Origin of the sequence: Rhizobium sp. BR 315 (assembly GCF_050577975.1) — a bacterium.
GTDB lineage: Bacteria > Pseudomonadota > Alphaproteobacteria > Rhizobiales > Rhizobiaceae > Rhizobium > Rhizobium miluonense.
Map to the genome: position 1 here is coordinate 332,602 of NZ_JARWKZ010000001.1, position 16,562 is coordinate 349,163.

Genomic DNA, 16,562 nt, shown 5'->3' on the forward strand with positions numbered 1-16,562 from the left:
TCCCGATCAGCGAGGCATAAGCAACATGACCCAGCAATTTCTAACAGGCCTCGAGCCGCGCTTGAACAGAGTTCCGCGCGTCACGGTCGATTTCTGGCTGATCAAGCTGTTGGCGGTAACGATGGGCGAAACCGCTGCGGATTATCTCGCCGTCAACATGGGGCTTGGCCTTACGCTGACGTCGCTGATCATGGCTGCGGTGCTCGTCGGCGCGCTTGCGATCCAGTTCCTGCAGGAGCGCTACGTCCCCTGGGCTTATTGGATCGCCGTCGTCCTGATCAGCGTTGTGGGAACACTGCTGACCGACAATCTCTCGGACAATCTCGGTGTTCCACTGGCCGTCTCCACGGTTGGTTTCAGTATTGCGCTGGCGCTCACCTTCTTCGTCTGGTGGAGGATGGAAGGGACCTTGTCCATTCACTCGATCTACACGGCCAGGCGCGAGCAGTTCTATTGGCTGGCCATTCTCTTCACCTTTGCGCTCGGGACGGCGGTTGGCGACCTGATCGCGGAACAGTTCGGATTCGGTTACATAACGACCGGTCTGCTCTTCGCAGGGGTGATCGTCGCAGTCGCGATCGCCTATTTCGGCTTCAGGCTCAACGCCATCCTGGCATTCTGGGTGGCCTACATCCTCACGCGCCCGCTCGGAGCCTCCTTCGGGGACTATCTTTCGCAGCCCGCGGAATATGGAGGGCTCGGCTTCGGCACTATCTATACGAGCTGCCTGTTCCTCATCGCAATCGCGGCAACGGTCATCTACATGACGGTAAACTACCAGTCGGAAGTGTCGGTCGAGGCGTAGAGCTATCCTCTGTGAGATCGGGCAACCAACCCGATCTCATAGCTCGGCAGCAGATGCCTCAATCAATATCGCCGAAAGCTGCGAGGATGCGCACCCAGGAACGGATGCCCTTATGAAAACTCGAGAGATCGTATTTTTCGTTCGGACTGTGGACGCGGTTGTCGAAGCGGGCAAAGCCGACCAATAGCGCATCGCAGCCAAGGCGACGCTTGAACTCGCCGATGATCGGGATCGATCCGCCCGTTCCAGCCAGCGCCGCCTCGCGCTGCCATTCCGCGCTCAAAGCTTCCAACGTCTTGCGCAGGAAGGGGCTGTCGGGTGGCATAATCGTTGCAGGTGAGAGGCCATGGTCCTTGAAGCTGACCGAGCAGTCGGCCGGGATGCGAGCGCGCACATGGGCCTGGAATGCGTCGCGGATGGCGATCGGATCCTGGCCCTCGACCAAGCGGAAGGAAATCTTGGCGCTCGCCATGGCCGGAATGACTGTCTTGAAGCCCGCGCCGGCGTAACCCCCGCTCATTCCATTGATTTCGCAAGTCGGGCGTGCCCAGATCTGCTCGAGGATCGAGCGATCCTTCTCGCCTGCAGGGATACTGAGGCCGACATCGCGAAGGAACCCTTCTTCATCGAAGGGCAGAGCCTGCCATTGTTTGCGAACCGCTTCCGGCAGTTCTCGCGTGCCGTCGTAGAAGCCGGTGATGGCGACGCCGCCATCCGGCGTGCGCAGGCTGGAAACGATGTCGGCAAGGACCTGCAACGGATTGCGGGCGGCATTGCCGAACATGCCGGAATGCAGATCGCGATTGGCGCAGGTCACCTCGATCTCCTGACCGACCATGCCGCGCAGCATGGTCGTGACAGCCGGCGTATCATGATCCCACATGTCGGTATCGCAGACGAGAACCGTATCCGCGGTAAGCTCGGCTGCCGTCTTGTCGAGGAAGGGAGCCAGACTCGGGCTACTTGCCTCTTCCTCGCCTTCGAACAGCATGCTGACCTGGATCGGGAGGCTGCCCGTTAGCGCTTTCCAGGCGCGGCAGGCTTCAACGAAGGTCAGCAGCTGCCCCTTGTCATCCGATGCGCCGCGCGCGACGATGGCGGTGTCGCCGTTTTCCAGCGGCTGCAACGTCGGCTCGAAGGGATCGGTATTCCAGAGTGCCAGCGGATCGACGGGCTGCACATCGTAATGACCGTAGAAAAGCACATGCGCTCCGGATGCAGCCCGATCGTGACCAACGACCATCGGGTGGCCGGTGGTATCGCGGACGGAGGCATCGAAACCGATGGCCGCCAGCTCTGCGGAAAGCCATTCTGCTGCTTGGCGGCAATAATCGCCATAGGCAGGATCGGTCGAAATGCTGGGAATGCGGATAAGCTCGAACAGCCGCTCCAGACTTTCATCGATCGTGCGGTCGACATGGGTAAGAACGGCATTGATCTGTTCGGTCGAAGGCTTCGGCATCGGTCGTTTCCAGGCTGTTGGTTTCGCCTTCTGCCATGGGCAGGTGGCGGATCATGCAAGGAAACGACCTGTGTTTCAAATCCTTAGCGCTCTCGCCGACACATTATCCGTTGTCGGAATCAATGTATGATCGTGCAGCTGTGATCTTGCACGTCTTCGCCGCCCATGCTGGGCCGGGCGACGTCCGTCAGCACGATGAAGCCGGGGCCATCGGCAAAGTTTGCGCCGACGACAACGAGGTTGTGGTCGCCCATTTCCTTGGCAGGATCCTTCAGCGTCTTGGCGAGTGCGAGGAACGGATTGAAATCGCCCAATGTCTCCCCCTTGACGCGCAGTGCGGTGAACTGATGGCCTGCAACGGTATCGGGTAGCGGCGCCCAATCCGTGCCGATACGATCGGCATCCGCCTTCAGCGCGGCTCGGGCCTCGGCGCTGAGGCAGTCGACATGGATGTGCAGCTGGTTCTGCGAACGAGCCTGCTGTGCGTTCACGGCAAGGCTCAGACCATCCCGCGGGACGGCGCGCGGCAGGCGGGCATCGACATCGCCATGTTCGGACCAGGCATCGGCGAAGAAATTGTGTGTCGCCGGATCGAGGAGGGCGGCACTTTCAATCCCGGTGATCTTGTCCGTGGGGATCAGTAGAACCTGCGCGATGCCTCTCAGGTCCTTGAGGATCGCATAGTGCTCGGCTGTGTTGACCGAGAGACACGGGGCGGTCTGCACGACGCATTTGTCATGCACGATCTTCCACAACACCTCGGAATCTGCAAAGGCGGGAGCGAAGAGGAGAGGAAGAAAAGAAACGGCAAGGGCCGTAACGCGGCGGAAGACTGTCATGCACAAAGATTCCCTTGTTCAAATCGATTGGGCATTCCTCGAAATTCCCTGAAACATAATCCGAGCCTGTGAGGCGGTTATGACGGCATGACGGGCGAGAAGCCAGAGCCGTCGACAGTATCGGCCTTGCAACCGGCTGGTATCAGTTTGGCTTCATTCTAGCTTAAGGCCGCTTTCAGCTTGGTTGCCTAAATGGCAAGGGCCGGGGAGAACTATGCCCCGCTCCAGGACGGAAAGGTTGCCGTCATATTCGGTGCTGTGACCTTTCAGATGTCGAGGGCGGGGTGTTCATAACGCTCGATCGCCGCAATCCAGCAGCGGAGCGAAATAATCTGGAGCTTAAAATGGGTATCGGAAAGCTGATTGAAGAAGTAGCAGGCGCTGTCGCTGCTGAAGACGCGGTAGAAGCCGTCGATCCGAATGCGGGTATCCTGACAAAGGCCGCCGCCGCGGTCGCCGGCTTTGAAGGCGTCAACAAGCTGATGGATGTGCTGAAGGAAAAGGAAGAGCAGCCGGCCGCCGCCGCCAGCGGCGATCAGAACGGCTGACCGCCGGGCGCCGCCTTCCTATTACGTTGATATTCCGCGACAAATTTGAGAGCCGGGCTTGTCCCGGCTTTCTGCTTTCATGAGGCTAAATCGTACCGGCGACTTGCTGTGGCCGCCACGTAAGCGGACGATCTCAGCCAGAATGCTGAGAAACATACTCTCTCAATTCGTGGCATCGGCATTCTCAGATGTTCATTCCAAACAATCACCAGCTCTGAATGATCGAAGGTCGTTTTGTCCCGACCGCTGGTGTCAAGGCTCGCGCCCGCGAACTCGAACGGATTTGTCCTGACATCGGGGCTTGACGAAATAAAGCCAGGCATTAATTTAAACGGAGGCGCCTCCGTTTATTTGGGGCGCACATTTTCTTAATTCAGATGAGCGGCTGCCATTATGTCCCAGTGCCGTCGACCTCGTCTTCCTAAAAATCATACAGCAACCGATAGACCGTCGAACAGGTTCTTCTAGATTTCGTAGGTCTCATCTTCGTGACGATGGCAGGAGCTTATCATGACACGAACCATCCGTATCGCACTCGATATCAATGGGCAGCGACACGAACTCGATATCGAGCCGCGTGTGACACTGCTTGATGCGCTGCGCGAGCATCTCTCGCTCACCGGCACCAAGAAGGGCTGCGATCAAGGCCAATGCGGCGCCTGCACCTGCCATGTCGACGGCAAGCGCGTGCTCTCCTGTCTGACGCTTGCAGCACAGGCCGACGGCCGCCAGATCACGACGATCGAGGGCATCGCCGGCGATGGCGGCGATCTGCATCCGGTGCAGGCAGCGTTCATCGAGCATGATGCCTTCCAGTGCGGCTATTGCACCCCGGGCCAGATCATGTCGGCCGTCGCCTGCATCCGCGAAGGTCATGCCGGTTCGGATGCGGAGATTCGTGAATATATGTCCGGCAATCTCTGTCGATGCGGGGCTTATAACAGCATCGTCGCGGCGGTGCGCCAGGCTGCGGAGGTGGCATAATGCGGAACTTTTCGTATTTACGGGCGAACTCCTCGACTGAAGCCAGCCAGGCGGCACAACAGGCCGGCGCCCTGCTGCTTGCCGGCGGCACGACGCTGCTCGATCTTGCCAAATGCGGTGTCAGCGAGCCCGAGACGGTCATCGATATCACCCATCTTTCCGGCATGAGCGGCATTACGGTCGATACTGCTGGCGCCACGATCGGTGCGCTCGCGAGGATGAGTGAGGTCGCGGACCATAGGGATATTCGCGCGGCATTCCCTGCGGTTGCGGAATCGCTGTCGCTTGCAGCATCCGCCCAGCTCCGCAACATGGCGACGATCGGCGGCAATCTCCTGCAGCGGACGCGCTGTTCCTATTTCCGCGATCCCGGCGCCTTTCCCGCCTGCAACAAGCGCAACCCAGGTTCCGGCTGTTCGGCGATCGGCGGCGTCACACGCAATCACGCCGTGCTCGGAACGAGCGAGGCTTGCATCGCCTCCTACCCCGGTGACCTTGCGGTTGCTTTGGTGGCATTCGACGCGACGGTGGAGACGGATAGTCGCAAGATTGCTGTCGACGATTTCTTCCTTGTTCCGGGCGACACGCCGAACAAGGAAACGATCCTTCAGCGTGGCGAGATAATCACCGCCGTCACCATTCCCGCTTCCGCCGCCGCCCGGAACTCGGCCTACATCAAGGTCCGAGATCGGCAGTCCTACGAATTCGCTGCTGCGAGTGCTGCCGTTGGCCTTGCGCTCGAAGCGGATGGCAGGACCGTGTGCGATATTCGTGTTGCACTTGGCGGCGTCGCCACCAAGCCCTGGCGAGCGCGAACAGTGGAGCAGGCGCTCGTCGGCAAGGCGCTCACTCCGGAGGCCGTGGCAAAGGCCAGCCGGCTCGCCATGGAGGGCGCCGTCGCATATGGCGGCAATCGTTACAAGATCGAACTTGCGCCGCGCGTCATCGCCCGCGCCATTCTGAAGATGGGAGGCCTGGCATGACCATGATGGAACCACGCAAACATGGCAATGCTTCCGACGGTACGGTCGGCGGCCGTCAGTCGCGCTTCGAAGGCAATATGAAAGTGACTGGGGCGGCGACTTATGCGCTGGAATATCCGGTCGAAAACCTGGCTTATGCCGTCCTTATCCAGAGCACGATTCCGGCCGGCCGTGTCGTCAACGTCGACGTTTCGGCGGCGCTCGCAATGCCGGGCGTGCTTCTGGTGCTGACGCCGGAGGACGATCTCGGTCTCAAACTGTCCGCTGACTGGGGCGGCAATAAGCCGGTCGAAGGACCCTATTATCCGCTGCCGCGACAAGTGCAGTTCAACGGTCAGTCGATCGCCGCTGTCGTGGCGGAAAGCCGCGAGCAGGCGACGGAGGCGGCCAGGCTGGTGCGCGTCACCTACGAAGCGAGCAAGCACGTCGCCGATCTCAACGATCCGAATGCCGGCGAGGGTATGGTGGTGGAGCCGCTCTCGGCTGCCTGGGGCGATGCCGAGGCAGCACTTGCTGCATCCCCGGTGCGGATCGAGGCCGAATATTCCACGCCGCGCGAATATCATGTGGCGATGGAGCCGCATGGTTTGACGGCGAAATGGGATGGTGACCAGCTGACGATCTGGGAGCCAAGCCAATGGTCGCACGGCATGGCGCGCATGTATTCCGAATGGTTCGATATGCCCTATGAAAATGTCCGTATCATCTCGCCCTTCATCGGTGGCGGCTTTGGATCGAAAGGGCAGCCGCTTGCCTATGGCGCTGTCGCAATCGCGGCCGCGAGAAAACTCGGCCGGCCGGTGAAGCTCGCGGTGACGCGCCCGCAGAATTTCACCAGCTATGGCGGCCGTGCCGGAACCAGACAGAAGATCGCGCTGGGCGCGACGGAAGATGGTATCGTGCAGGCGATTGTTCATCGCGGCGCCAGCGAGACCTCCATTTATGCCGATTGGCCGGAGCAGACGGGAGCAGCGACGGCGGTGCTGTATAAGGTCGAGAATTTCTCTTCGCAGCATCGCATCGTGCCTCTTAATAGCGTGACCCCCGGGGCCTTGCGTGGGCCGGGCAAGAATCCGAGCGCCTACGGCATAGAATGCGCGATCGAGGAGCTCGCCTATAAGCTCGGCATGGATCCGCTGGAGCTCCGCCTGAAAAATTATGCAGATCACGATTATCAGTCCGGCAAGCCGTGGTCGACGCGGCGGCTGCGCGAGGCGCTGACCGAAGGCGCCGAAGCATTCGGCTGGTCGCGGCGCAGCCACGCGCCACGATCCATGCGAGATGGCAAGAGCCTGATCGGTTGGGGCATCGGCTGCGGTACCTTCCCGGTCATCCGGGCGCCGAGTGAGGCGATGATCCGCATCCTTTCCAGCGGCAGGGTTGAGGTCGTCAGTGGCGCCATCGACATGGGGCAGGGGACCTATACGATCCTTGCCCAAAGTGCCGCGGAAGTCTTCGGCATTCCGGTAGATCAGGTCGAGGTGCATCTCGGCGATTCACGCCTGCCTGGCTCGGCGATCGCTGGCGGTTCGATGCTCGCCGGCTCGATCATGGGGGCCGTGCACAAGGCTGCGGTCGCGGCCCGTGACGAGCTCATCGGCCTTGCGCTCAGCGATGCCAACTCGCCGTTCCGCGAGACGGGTGCAAATACACTGAACTTTGCCGAGGGCCGCATCGCAGCGCCCCGCGGTGAGGCACCATCGCTGACGCTGGCAGAGCTCATGTCTGCGCTCAAGCGCGAGGAGATCGAAGTCCGGCGTAATACTTTGCCGGACGGTGCGAACGCGCAGGAGCAGCTCCAGGCCTGGACCACCATGGCTAGGGTTCAGGGGCCGACCATGGGCGATTATTCCATGCACAGTTGGTGCGCCCATTTTGCCGAGGTGCGCGTCGACGAGGATTTCGGCACGGTGCGCGTCTCCCGCATGGTCTCCGCATTCGATTGCGGCCGCCTCTATAATCCCAAGCTCGTCGAAAGCCAGTGGCGGGGCGGCATCATCATGGGCATCGGTCAGGCGCTTCTCGAGGAAGGCTTGGTCGATGTTCGCAATGGGCGAACGGTCAACAACAATGTCGGCGACTATCTCGTGCCGACGAATTCGGACATTCCGGATATCCAGGTGATTTCCGTCGGCGTGCCTGATCATCATGCCTCGGCGCTCGGCGGCAAGGGTGTCGGCGAAGTCGGCATCGTCGGCGTAGCACCTGCCATCGCGAACGCCGTGTACCATGCGACTGGCAAGCGCGTTCGCGACCTGCCGATTACATTGGAAAAACTGCTTTAAAAGGCAGATCGGGTTTGAGCCGCATTGCACGAAGGGTGCGGCTCAAACACCTTATGGCCATCTCGAAGGTTGGTGTGTTCCATGCTTTGCGGGAAGCGTCTTGCGTCTGCGCGTTGCTGCCGGCCTCGCCCATAAGTCGCCGTTCCTTGCGTTTGGCTCAATGCTTTGCCGGATATTCCAGCTGCAGCATGACGATATCGGACGTCCGTGAACCGTAACGCTCGGAGATTTGAGACAGTGCGTCGTCGAGAACCCGAGCCGACGGTAGGGTTGGAATTTCCACAACCGAAGCGCCAATGTCGCGGGAAAAGTCCGGCGCGAGCAGGAGACCGTTGCGTGAACGGATGGATGCCGCCTTTTCCGCAACGACTGCCTGGGAACGAAAGGTTCTGGACCAAGCGTCCGCCGTCAGCGCCAGCGCGATTTCGTCGAAGCCGTCCTGCACCGGCAGGCGGATGGTTTCATGGTTCCAAAAGGCAAGATAGTTGCCGGCGAACCGCCAGAGCCGGCCACTCGTCATTCGAAATGGCGTCGCGTCATGGGATGCACTCCAACCGTCGACGCCAAGACGCGCCGCGATCGACTGCGCCTTGGCCGTCCCGCCGATCGCTTCGACCAGCGCGAGGGAGGCCGGGATGGAGGCTGTGACGCCCGTGGTGCTCATGACATTGCCGTCGACGACATAGCGCTGGTTGCGGACCCACTGCGCGTGCGGAAAGGTGCGACGCATCTTGTCGAAAGCGTACCAATGGGTGGTGGCTCGCTTGCCCTCGAAAACACCGGCCCGAGCCGCAAGCCGGGCACCCTCGCAAATCGAGACGACCATCGCGCGCTTCGAGGATTGCTGCCGGATCCAGGCGATGACATCGCGGCTCCTGTCATCGTGCATGGCAGGGACGATAACAATGTCGGCGCCCTCAGGATGTGCCTGGTCGAACTCGGACATCGTTGTGTCGGGCTTGATTTTCAGGGCCGGCATCAAATCTACCACGCCCGCATGGGTCGAAACCACGAGTACGTCTGCGACGCCGGCGCTGCGGATAATGCCATAGGGGACGACGAGATCCGTCGTCTCCGTGCCTTGGTTGTCCGCCGCGATGACGATCAGGGGCCGCGTTCGACCGGCTTTCAATTGAGGAATTTGGAGGGAGTTTTCACTCGCTGCGAAGGCGACTGGAGCCCAGATGGCGACTGCGAACGCCAGCAGGGCCAGAAGGAATGCTCTCAGATAGAAGCGATACATGGGGATTGTCCGAAGTTGCGATGTTCTCGACTAGAGAAATAGTCGCTGGGCGGACTGGCGGAAATGTCAAAGATATCGCAGTTTACGCCAATGCAGGATCTAGTACATAATCCCAGGCGCGTCGCTGTCATCGGTTATGACGGCGTTCAGGCGCTCGACATTGTCGGTCCGATGGAAGTTTTCGCGATGGCGAACTTTCATCTGCCGCAGGGCGTCGCGCCCTATGAAGTCATTCTTGCTTCTCCAATCGGTGGGGCTGTGAAGAGCAGTTCTGCCGGAGGGCTTGTGTTCGGCGAGACCGTCGGGCTGGAGCAACTGCCCGTGGATCTGGATACGGTCATCCTCGCAGGCGGAAGCGAAGACGGGCTACGCCAGGTCATATTCCGCTCGAATTTGCTAGCCTGGCTGCATTCGCGGCAAACAGCCACCCGGCGAATGGCGAGCGTCTGCACCGGAGCGTTCATATTGGCCGCCGGCGGTTTTCTTGACGGCAGACGAGCCACCACCCATTGGAATTCCTGCGCTCTCCTGAAGGAGCTGCGACCGCAAATCGAAATCGAACCCGACGCGATCTTCGTCGCGGAGCCGCCGGTTTATACATCGGCCGGAATTACGGCCGGTATCGATCTATGCCTGGCCTTCGTCGAGGCCGATTGTGGGCCGCAGACAGCCCTGGCGGTCGCTCGGCAAATGGTTCTGTTCATGCGTCGGCCTGGAGGGCAATCCCAGTTCAGCGCAGGTCTCTCCGTTCAGGCGAATGCGACGCCGCGGCTGCGCAAGCTTCTAGCCGAGATCATTGAAGAGCCGACGGGAGATCTGTCGATCCCCACATTGGCCAGCCGGGCAGGAATGAGCGAACGCACATTTTCGCGCAGCTTCCGCAAGGAAACCGGAACGACACCGGCGCTATTCGTGGAGACTGCGCGGCTGGATCGGGCAAAGGCGCTCCTTGAAACCTCGGACTGGTCGCTCGCTCGCATTGCCGAGCGTTCCGGCTTCGCAAGCCTCGATACCCTGCACAGAGCCTTTCTCAAACATCTTGGGGTGACGCCCGGCTTTTATCGAGCCCGTTTTGGTTCCAATGTCTGAGCCTGGTGGAAGCGGCTTGGTGCGTTCGGTATTGAGCTGCTTCGGCATTATCTTGCGCCCGCCACTGAGGAAAAAACTTCTCCGATTTAGTCGATAAAAAATATGGAGTGGCTTCTTATCAAATTGGACTCTGCCATTCTCGTTGCGTCGCAAAGATGATCGGAGCCAGCGCGTGTATGAATTCATCGGCCTTGCCCGGTCGAGCCGGCGTCCGCACCGTATGACCAACAGGAAGAGAGTTCATGACCTACCATCCCAATCCGGAACGCTATGACCCGGCCCATTTCCGCCGGGTCGGCCGAAGCGGCCTGAAATTGCCGGCAATTTCCTTTGGCCTCTGGCACAATTTCGGCGATGCAACGCCGCTCGATACTCAGAAGACTATTCTCTTCAAGGCATTCGATCTCGGCATCACGCATTTCGATCTTGCAAACAATTACGGTCCGCCAGCGGGAAGTGCTGAGATCAATTTCGGCCATATCTTGAAGCAGGATCTGGCCGCTTATCGCGACGAGCTGATCATTTCGTCCAAGGCCGGCTGGGATATGTGGCCCGGCCCCTATGGTCGCGGCGGCGGGTCGAAGAAGGCGCTTCTTTCCAGCCTCGACCAGAGCCTCAGCCGACTTGGCATCGACTATGTCGATATTTTCTATTCCCACCGCTTCGATGCCGAGACACCGCTGGAAGAAACGGCCGATGCGCTTGCCCAGGCGGTCCGGCAGGGCAAGGCGCTCTATGTCGGCGTCTCCTCCTATTCCGGCAACAAGACGCGCGAAATCGCGGCTCTGTTGAAGGAAAGGCAGGTGCCGCTGCTGATCAACCAACCGTCCTACAACCTCTTCAATCGCTGGATCGAGAAGGACCTGCTGGTCGCTTCTCACGAGGTCGGGGCTGGTATCATCGCCTTTACGCCGCTCGCCCAGGGCTTGCTGACGAACAAATATCTGAACGGCATCCCACAGGATTCGCGGGTGAACCGGCCCGGCGGCGACCCGTTGCGGCCGGAGCATCTGAAAGAGGAAAACATCGAGCGGGCTCGTGCACTCAACGAGATCGCCAAGCGTCGAGGCCAGTCGCTGGCACAGCTCGCCCTTGCCTGGGTTCTCAGGGATCCGCGCATCACCTCCGCCCTGATCGGTGCAAGTTCGGCGCGACAGGTGGAGGAAAACGTGGCCGCTCTGAACGACCTGACATTCAGCCCGGAGGAGCTGGCGGAGATCGATCGCTATGCCGTCGAAGGCGGCGTCAATCTCTGGGAAAAGCCCTCGCATGAGGAGCTGGTTTGACACGCTTCAAGGCTCTGCTCGCCCGGTCGAGCGGAGCCTTGCGATAGATGCAGGCTGCGGGGCTTTTGGTCCCTCAGCCACCATATTCGGTGATCTCAAGTTCGGCATCGTAATCTGCCTCGATCAGGCCTTGCCGCGGCTGATGCCATAGGTAAGTGCAAGCGCACCGACAAGAACGGCGCCCTTGATGAAGTCCTGCGTGTAATAGGGAGCATTCAACATCGTCAGGCCGTTGAGGAGTATGCCGACAAAGACTGCGCCGATCGTCGTTCCAAGGACGTTTGGCCGACGCAGGCCGAGAACCGCAAAGCCGATGAGCGAGGCGGCCACGGAGTCCATCAGCAGCGAGGCGCCGGACGAAACATCGCCGCGTCCGACGCGGGCGGCAACGATGATGCCGCCGAGCGAAGCCAGAACGCCGGACAACACATAGGCGAAGGTCTTCAGACGGGCGATATTGGCTCCGGCCAGTCGTGTCGCGGCTTCGTTGCCGCCGGTTGCGTAGAGCAGGCGTCCAACGCGCGTGCGCTCGGTCAGCACATAGAGCACCAGCGCGACGACAAGCATCAGAATAACAGGCAGAGGAACAGTTCCCAACAGGCTCGATCGGCCGATGGTCAGGAAGGCGGGGTCGACTTTGCCGGTTGCCCTCGTTCCATCGGGAAGGATCAATCCCACCGAGATCGAACGCCCGGCCGTCGGGATGAGCTGGAGGCCGGTCAGCAGGAACATCGTGGCAAGGGTCGCAAGCAGGTCCGGCACTTTCAGACGAACGATCAGCAAGGCATTCACGAGCCCGACCAGTGCGCCGAAAGCAAGCACCAGCGGTACGGTCTGATAGGCATTGAGATCGAGCACGATCATGGCGTAGCTGGCAGCCATGACGCTGGAGGCTGCCACCGCACCGACCGACAGATCGAACCCGCCGATCGCGAGTGTGATGGTGACGCCCGCGCCGATGATGGCGACAACGGAGACCGCCTGCAGGATACTCATCAGATTGTTGACGTTGATGAAAACGGGCTGCGCGAAGCTGAAGAAGAGGATTAGGGCGAAGAGCAGGAAAAAGACCGCGCCACGCCGCACGAGTTCCTTCGGCGAGAGCGGCTCGCTCGCCGGCTTTTCTTTTTCCCGGATCGGGGCAGTCCCTTCACTCATCTGACGTATTCCTCATTTTGCCTGTCGCCAGCAATCGCGGGAGCGACGTCTTTCAAGCTGTGATGTTCCATGACGAGCACCCGGTCGGCGACTTCGAGCGCTTCTTCCGGATCGGATGTCGCAATCAAGGTGGCGCGGTCGCTATGGCTGCGTATGGCCGCGATGATGTCCTGGCGAGCTCCGACATCGACACCCTGGAAAGGCTCGTCGAGAAGCAACAGTCGGCTGGGCTCAGCCTCCCAGCGCGCCAGCACGACCTTCTGCTGGTTGCCGCCCGAAAGCGACCAGACCGATGCCTCCGGGCCGGCGGCTTTGATGCCAAGGCGCCTGATTGCCTTCTCTCCTTCCCGGGTTTCCCGCCCGGAAAAGAGGAAGCCGGATGGATACCATTGCCTCAGATGCGGCAGGCTGATCGTGGCTGCAATGCTCTCTCCCGGCCAGTCCGACGGCATGAGGGAGGAGCGATGACGGTCTGCCGCAGCCATGACGACGCCGCGTGCAATCGCCTCAGCCGGCGAGGCCGGCTTATAGGGCACGCCATCCAACAATGCATCGCCAGCCGCGGGGTGTTCGATGCCGAAGAGCGCGGAGAGAAGCCGGCTCTTGCCAGCTCCCAGAACGCCGGTGATGGCCACGACTTCGCCGGCGTGGAGCATGAGATCGAAAGGTGTGCTGTCGGAAAGCAGCCTTATGCCCCGAAGCTCAAGCACCGTCCGGTCAAACTGTTCCCGTCGATGCGGGCGGGCAGCTTTTATCGCCCGGCCGATCATGGTCTCGATGGCGGCATCGAAATCAATCGGTCGCGCGAAGGCGCCGACATTGCGGCCGCCGCGCAGGATGACGACCCGATCCGCAAGCGCATCGAGATCGGCGGTGCGGTGGGAAATGTAGAGAATGCCCATCCCGCGGGCTTTCAGCTGACGGACGATCTCGTAAAGTCGTCCTGCCTCGCGGGCGGAGAGGCTTGCCGTGGGTTCGTCGAGAATCAGCAGTTGCGCCTTGTTCGACAGGGCGCGGGCAATGGCGACCATCTGCCGATCGGCAGTGCCGAGATCGCCGAAATCCCGATCCAGCGGCAGGTCGAATCCAGCCTCTTTCAAAATAGTGGCCGCTTTCCTTCGCACCGAACGCCTCGACAGGAAGAAAGGTTGACGGCCATCGACGAATTGATTGAGCAGAAGCGCGTCCGCCACCGAAAGGCCGGCGACGCCGACAACGTCGGTCGATTGATGCACGGTGACGATACCCTGGGCGGCTGCTTGAGCGGGGCTATCGGCGCGATAATTCCTACCGTTCCATAGAATGCTGCCTGAATCGGCCGGGTAAACGCCGGAGAGGATCTTCACCAGCGTCGATTTGCCGGCGCCGTTGGCTCCCATCAGCGCAACGATCTCGCCGCTGTCGATGGTCATGGATGCGTCTGCCAGGGCTTGCGTCGAGCCGAAAGCACGGGACAGATTTTGGATGCTCAGCAAGGTCATAAGGATGAGTTCGGTGAAAGCCTGCCACACTCCTAGGCTTCTGCTATCCGATCACAAGGAGTAGCCTTCTTTTCATCACTTATTCTATAGAATAAATTTCTTTTTTCCCGCCGACGGTTCTGCTTGATCAATAGCCGGTATTGTCCTCGAGACGAAATCGTGGAGCCAGGCGGACGATCACTGCCCATGCGGTGAAAAGCCCGGCGTGATTGACACGCCGGGCCTTGCTCTTGTCAGTCGATTGCGTCGAGATTGACGCCCTTGGTCTCACGGACAAAGATGACGCCGATGACCAGGGTCATGGCGGCAATCGCGATGGGGTACCAGAGGCCATAATAGATATCGCCCGTGGCCGCACTCATCGCAAAGACCGTTGCCGGCAGCAGACCGCCAAACCAGCCGTTGCCGATGTGATACGGCAGCGACATGCCGGTATAACGGATGCGGGTCGGGAACATCTCCACCAGGATCGCGGCAATCGGGCCGTAGACCATGGTGACGTAGATGACGAGGATCGTCAGAATGGCGATCGTCAGCGGCCAGTTGATGGCCGAAGGGTTGGCGACCATCTTGAAGGCGCCGCCGCTGGCGACGGTATAGACGGGCATTTCCGTTGCTCCGCCTGCCTGTTCCGCCGTCAGAAGCTTTGCCTTGACGAGATCGGCGGTCGGCGTGACGGTCTTTTCGCCTGCCCGCACTGTCGCCGCATTGAGCCCGAGCTCAGGGTTCGCTGTGATGAAGGCATCAAGCTTGGCATCCGGCACCTTGGCGGGATCCCGCGCCAGCGGGAAGCCGGCCTTTTGCAGGGCAAGGCTCATGTCGTGTGTGAACGCCGCACCCTTGGCCGCCGCATCTTTGCCGGCGGCCGCGGCATCATAGGATGTCACCATGGCATCGCCGACCTTGACGGTTGCCGGTTGGCCTGCCGGGCCGTCGGCGATCGTATAGGGAACGGATGATTTCGACAGGAAAGACGTGGCGATGTCGCAGGAATTGTTGAATTTCGCCGTTCCCACAGGATTGAACTGGAATGTGCAGTCGCCAGGAGCCGCTGTTACCGTGGCCCGCACGGTTTGTTCTGCCTGAGCAAGCGCTGGATTTGCGGCGCTGGTCAATGCCTTGAACAGCGGAAAGTAGGTCAGGATCGCAAGCAGAAGGCCTGCCATGATGATCGGTTTGCGGCCGATCTTGTCCGAAAGCCAGCCGAAGAACACGAAAAAGCCGCTGCCGATCAAGAGTGCAATCGCGATCATGATGTTGACCGATTGGCCATCGACCTTCAGCACGTTCTGCAGGAAGAACAACGAGTAGAACTGTCCGGCATACCAGACGACCGCTTGGCCGGCTGTCAGGCCGAGCAGTGCGATGAGGGCGATCTTCGCATTTTTCCACTGGCCGAAGGCTTCCGAGAGCGGAGCCTTGGAGCCCTTGCCCTCCTCCTTCATCTTTTTGAAAGCCGGCGATTCACTGAGCGACAGCCGGATCCAGACCGAGATGGCAAGCAGAACGCAGGACACAAGGAAAGGAATGCGCCAGCCCCAGGCAGCGAAAGCATCTTTGCCGATAGCATTCTGGACGATCAGGATGACGATCAGCGACAGGAACAGTCCGAGCGTCGCCGTCGTCTGGATCCAGGACGTATAGTAGCCGCGCCTGTTGTCGGGCGCATGCTCGGCGACGTAGGTGGCGGCGCCGCCATATTCGCCGCCAAGCGCCAGGCCTTGGAGCAGACGCAGGATGATCAGGATGACAGGGGCGGCGATGCCCCAGCTTGCCGACCCGGGGAGAACGCCGACCAGGAAGGTCGAAAGACCCATGATCAGGATCGTGACGAGGAAGGTATATTTGCGTCCAACGAGGTCGCCGATCCGGCCGAAGACCAAGGCGCCGAACGGCCGGACGAGGAAGCCTGCCGCAAAGGCGAGCAGGGCGAAGATGTTGCGGGTTGCCTCCGGATAGTCGGCGAAGAAGGTCGTGCCGATGAAGGCAGCCAGAGACCCATAAAGATAGAAGTCATACCATTCGAAGACTGTTCCGAGCGAAGAGGCGAAGATAACCTTCTTCTCTTCCCGGGTCATGCCTCGACGCGTCGTCTCGGCCATGGACGTGGCTGCCATTCCTCAATCCTCCCAAATTGCACCAGGGACATCGCCAATAGATCTGTCTCATGTCCCCCATGATGACATCACGCAGGACCTTCCCGCCGAGCGGGCGCGGAAAGTCGCGCAAGTGGGTGCTCTCCCGATTTCCTCCCCGAGGAGATCACGCACCTGATGCATCAGTGAGTTTTGGCCAAAAATTGAAAATTGCAATGCCTGCAACTGCTGCCGCGTATGGAAAACTGTGTGTAAGCATCGAGAAAAACGAATATATCGCGGTCCGGCGCAGCTGCGCCGCAT

13 protein-coding genes are annotated in these 16,562 nt (G+C 60.3%); 7 read left to right on the top strand and 6 right to left on the bottom strand.

Annotated elements, in window-relative coordinates:
- The first annotated feature begins 25 nt into the window (after positions 1 to 25).
- Entirely contained in the window at positions 26 to 805 is a 780-nt protein-coding gene (locus QD409_RS01590; protein WP_430761698.1) for a COG4705 family protein, read from the top strand.
- 58 nt (positions 806 to 863) lie between these two features.
- On the opposite strand, the gene QD409_RS01595 is transcribed toward QD409_RS01590, so the two are convergent.
- Together QD409_RS01595 and QD409_RS01600 are read right to left on the bottom strand one after the other, a co-directional pair.
- Complete coding sequence (locus QD409_RS01595) at positions 864 to 2,267, bottom strand: M20/M25/M40 family metallo-hydrolase (protein ID WP_430761699.1); 1,404 nt, start codon at positions 2,265 to 2,267, stop codon at positions 864 to 866.
- Positions 2,268 to 2,386: 119 nt separating this feature from the next.
- Positions 2,387 to 3,106, bottom strand: coding sequence for a CDP-diacylglycerol diphosphatase (locus QD409_RS01600; protein WP_430761700.1), 720 nt, complete (start codon positions 3,104 to 3,106; stop codon positions 2,387 to 2,389).
- A 344-nt stretch (positions 3,107 to 3,450) separates the two neighbouring features.
- Between QD409_RS01600 and QD409_RS01605 the strand changes: the two genes are divergently transcribed.
- From QD409_RS01605 to QD409_RS01620, 4 genes are all read left to right on the top strand, one after another.
- On the top strand, positions 3,451 to 3,654 hold the full coding sequence (locus QD409_RS01605; protein ID WP_430761701.1) for a hypothetical protein: 204 nt from the start codon (positions 3,451 to 3,453) through the stop codon (positions 3,652 to 3,654).
- 510 nt (positions 3,655 to 4,164) lie between these two features.
- Positions 4,165 to 4,638: a (2Fe-2S)-binding protein gene (locus tag QD409_RS01610; protein WP_430761702.1), complete on the top strand. Its 474-nt coding sequence runs from the start codon at positions 4,165 to 4,167 to the stop codon at positions 4,636 to 4,638.
- A complete protein-coding gene (locus tag QD409_RS01615) occupies positions 4,638 to 5,621 on the top strand; it encodes an FAD binding domain-containing protein (protein WP_430761703.1) in 984 nt (327 codons plus the stop codon). The genes QD409_RS01610 and QD409_RS01615 overlap by 1 nt, the downstream gene beginning before the upstream one ends.
- Positions 5,618 to 7,906: a xanthine dehydrogenase family protein molybdopterin-binding subunit gene (locus QD409_RS01620; protein ID WP_430761704.1), complete on the top strand. Its 2,289-nt coding sequence runs from the start codon at positions 5,618 to 5,620 to the stop codon at positions 7,904 to 7,906. Before QD409_RS01615 ends, QD409_RS01620 begins: the two co-directional genes overlap by 4 nt.
- A 157-nt stretch (positions 7,907 to 8,063) precedes the next feature.
- Here the strand turns inward: QD409_RS01620 and QD409_RS01625 are convergent, their stop codons facing one another.
- Positions 8,064 to 9,149: a DJ-1/PfpI family protein gene (locus QD409_RS01625; RefSeq protein ID WP_430761705.1), complete on the bottom strand. Its 1,086-nt coding sequence runs from the start codon at positions 9,147 to 9,149 to the stop codon at positions 8,064 to 8,066.
- A 90-nt stretch (positions 9,150 to 9,239) separates the two neighbouring features.
- On the opposite strand from QD409_RS01625, the gene QD409_RS01630 reads away from it, so the two are divergent.
- Positions 9,240 to 10,238 (top strand): GlxA family transcriptional regulator, encoded by a 999-nt coding sequence (locus tag QD409_RS01630; protein WP_430761706.1) that lies wholly within the window; start codon positions 9,240 to 9,242, stop codon positions 10,236 to 10,238.
- 242 nt (positions 10,239 to 10,480) lie between these two features.
- A complete protein-coding gene (gene mgrA / locus QD409_RS01635; RefSeq protein ID WP_430761707.1) occupies positions 10,481 to 11,524 on the top strand; it encodes an L-glyceraldehyde 3-phosphate reductase in 1,044 nt (347 codons plus the stop codon).
- Positions 11,525 to 11,647: 123 nt separating this feature from the next.
- Here mgrA and QD409_RS01640 read toward each other — a convergent pair whose 3' ends face one another.
- The 3 genes from QD409_RS01640 to QD409_RS01650 all read right to left on the bottom strand — a co-directional run bounded on the left by QD409_RS01640 (position 11,648) and on the right by QD409_RS01650 (position 16,280).
- Positions 11,648 to 12,682 (bottom strand): ABC transporter permease, encoded by a 1,035-nt coding sequence (locus QD409_RS01640; protein ID WP_430761708.1) that lies wholly within the window; start codon positions 12,680 to 12,682, stop codon positions 11,648 to 11,650.
- On the bottom strand, positions 12,679 to 14,163 hold the full coding sequence (locus QD409_RS01645; RefSeq protein WP_430761875.1) for a sugar ABC transporter ATP-binding protein: 1,485 nt from the start codon (positions 14,161 to 14,163) through the stop codon (positions 12,679 to 12,681). Before QD409_RS01645 ends, QD409_RS01640 begins: the two co-directional genes overlap by 4 nt.
- A 233-nt stretch (positions 14,164 to 14,396) precedes the next feature.
- Positions 14,397 to 16,280, bottom strand: a complete 1,884-nt coding sequence (locus QD409_RS01650) for an MFS transporter (protein ID WP_430761709.1) — start codon at positions 16,278 to 16,280, stop codon at positions 14,397 to 14,399.
- Between the last annotated feature and the right edge of the window lie 282 nt (positions 16,281 to 16,562).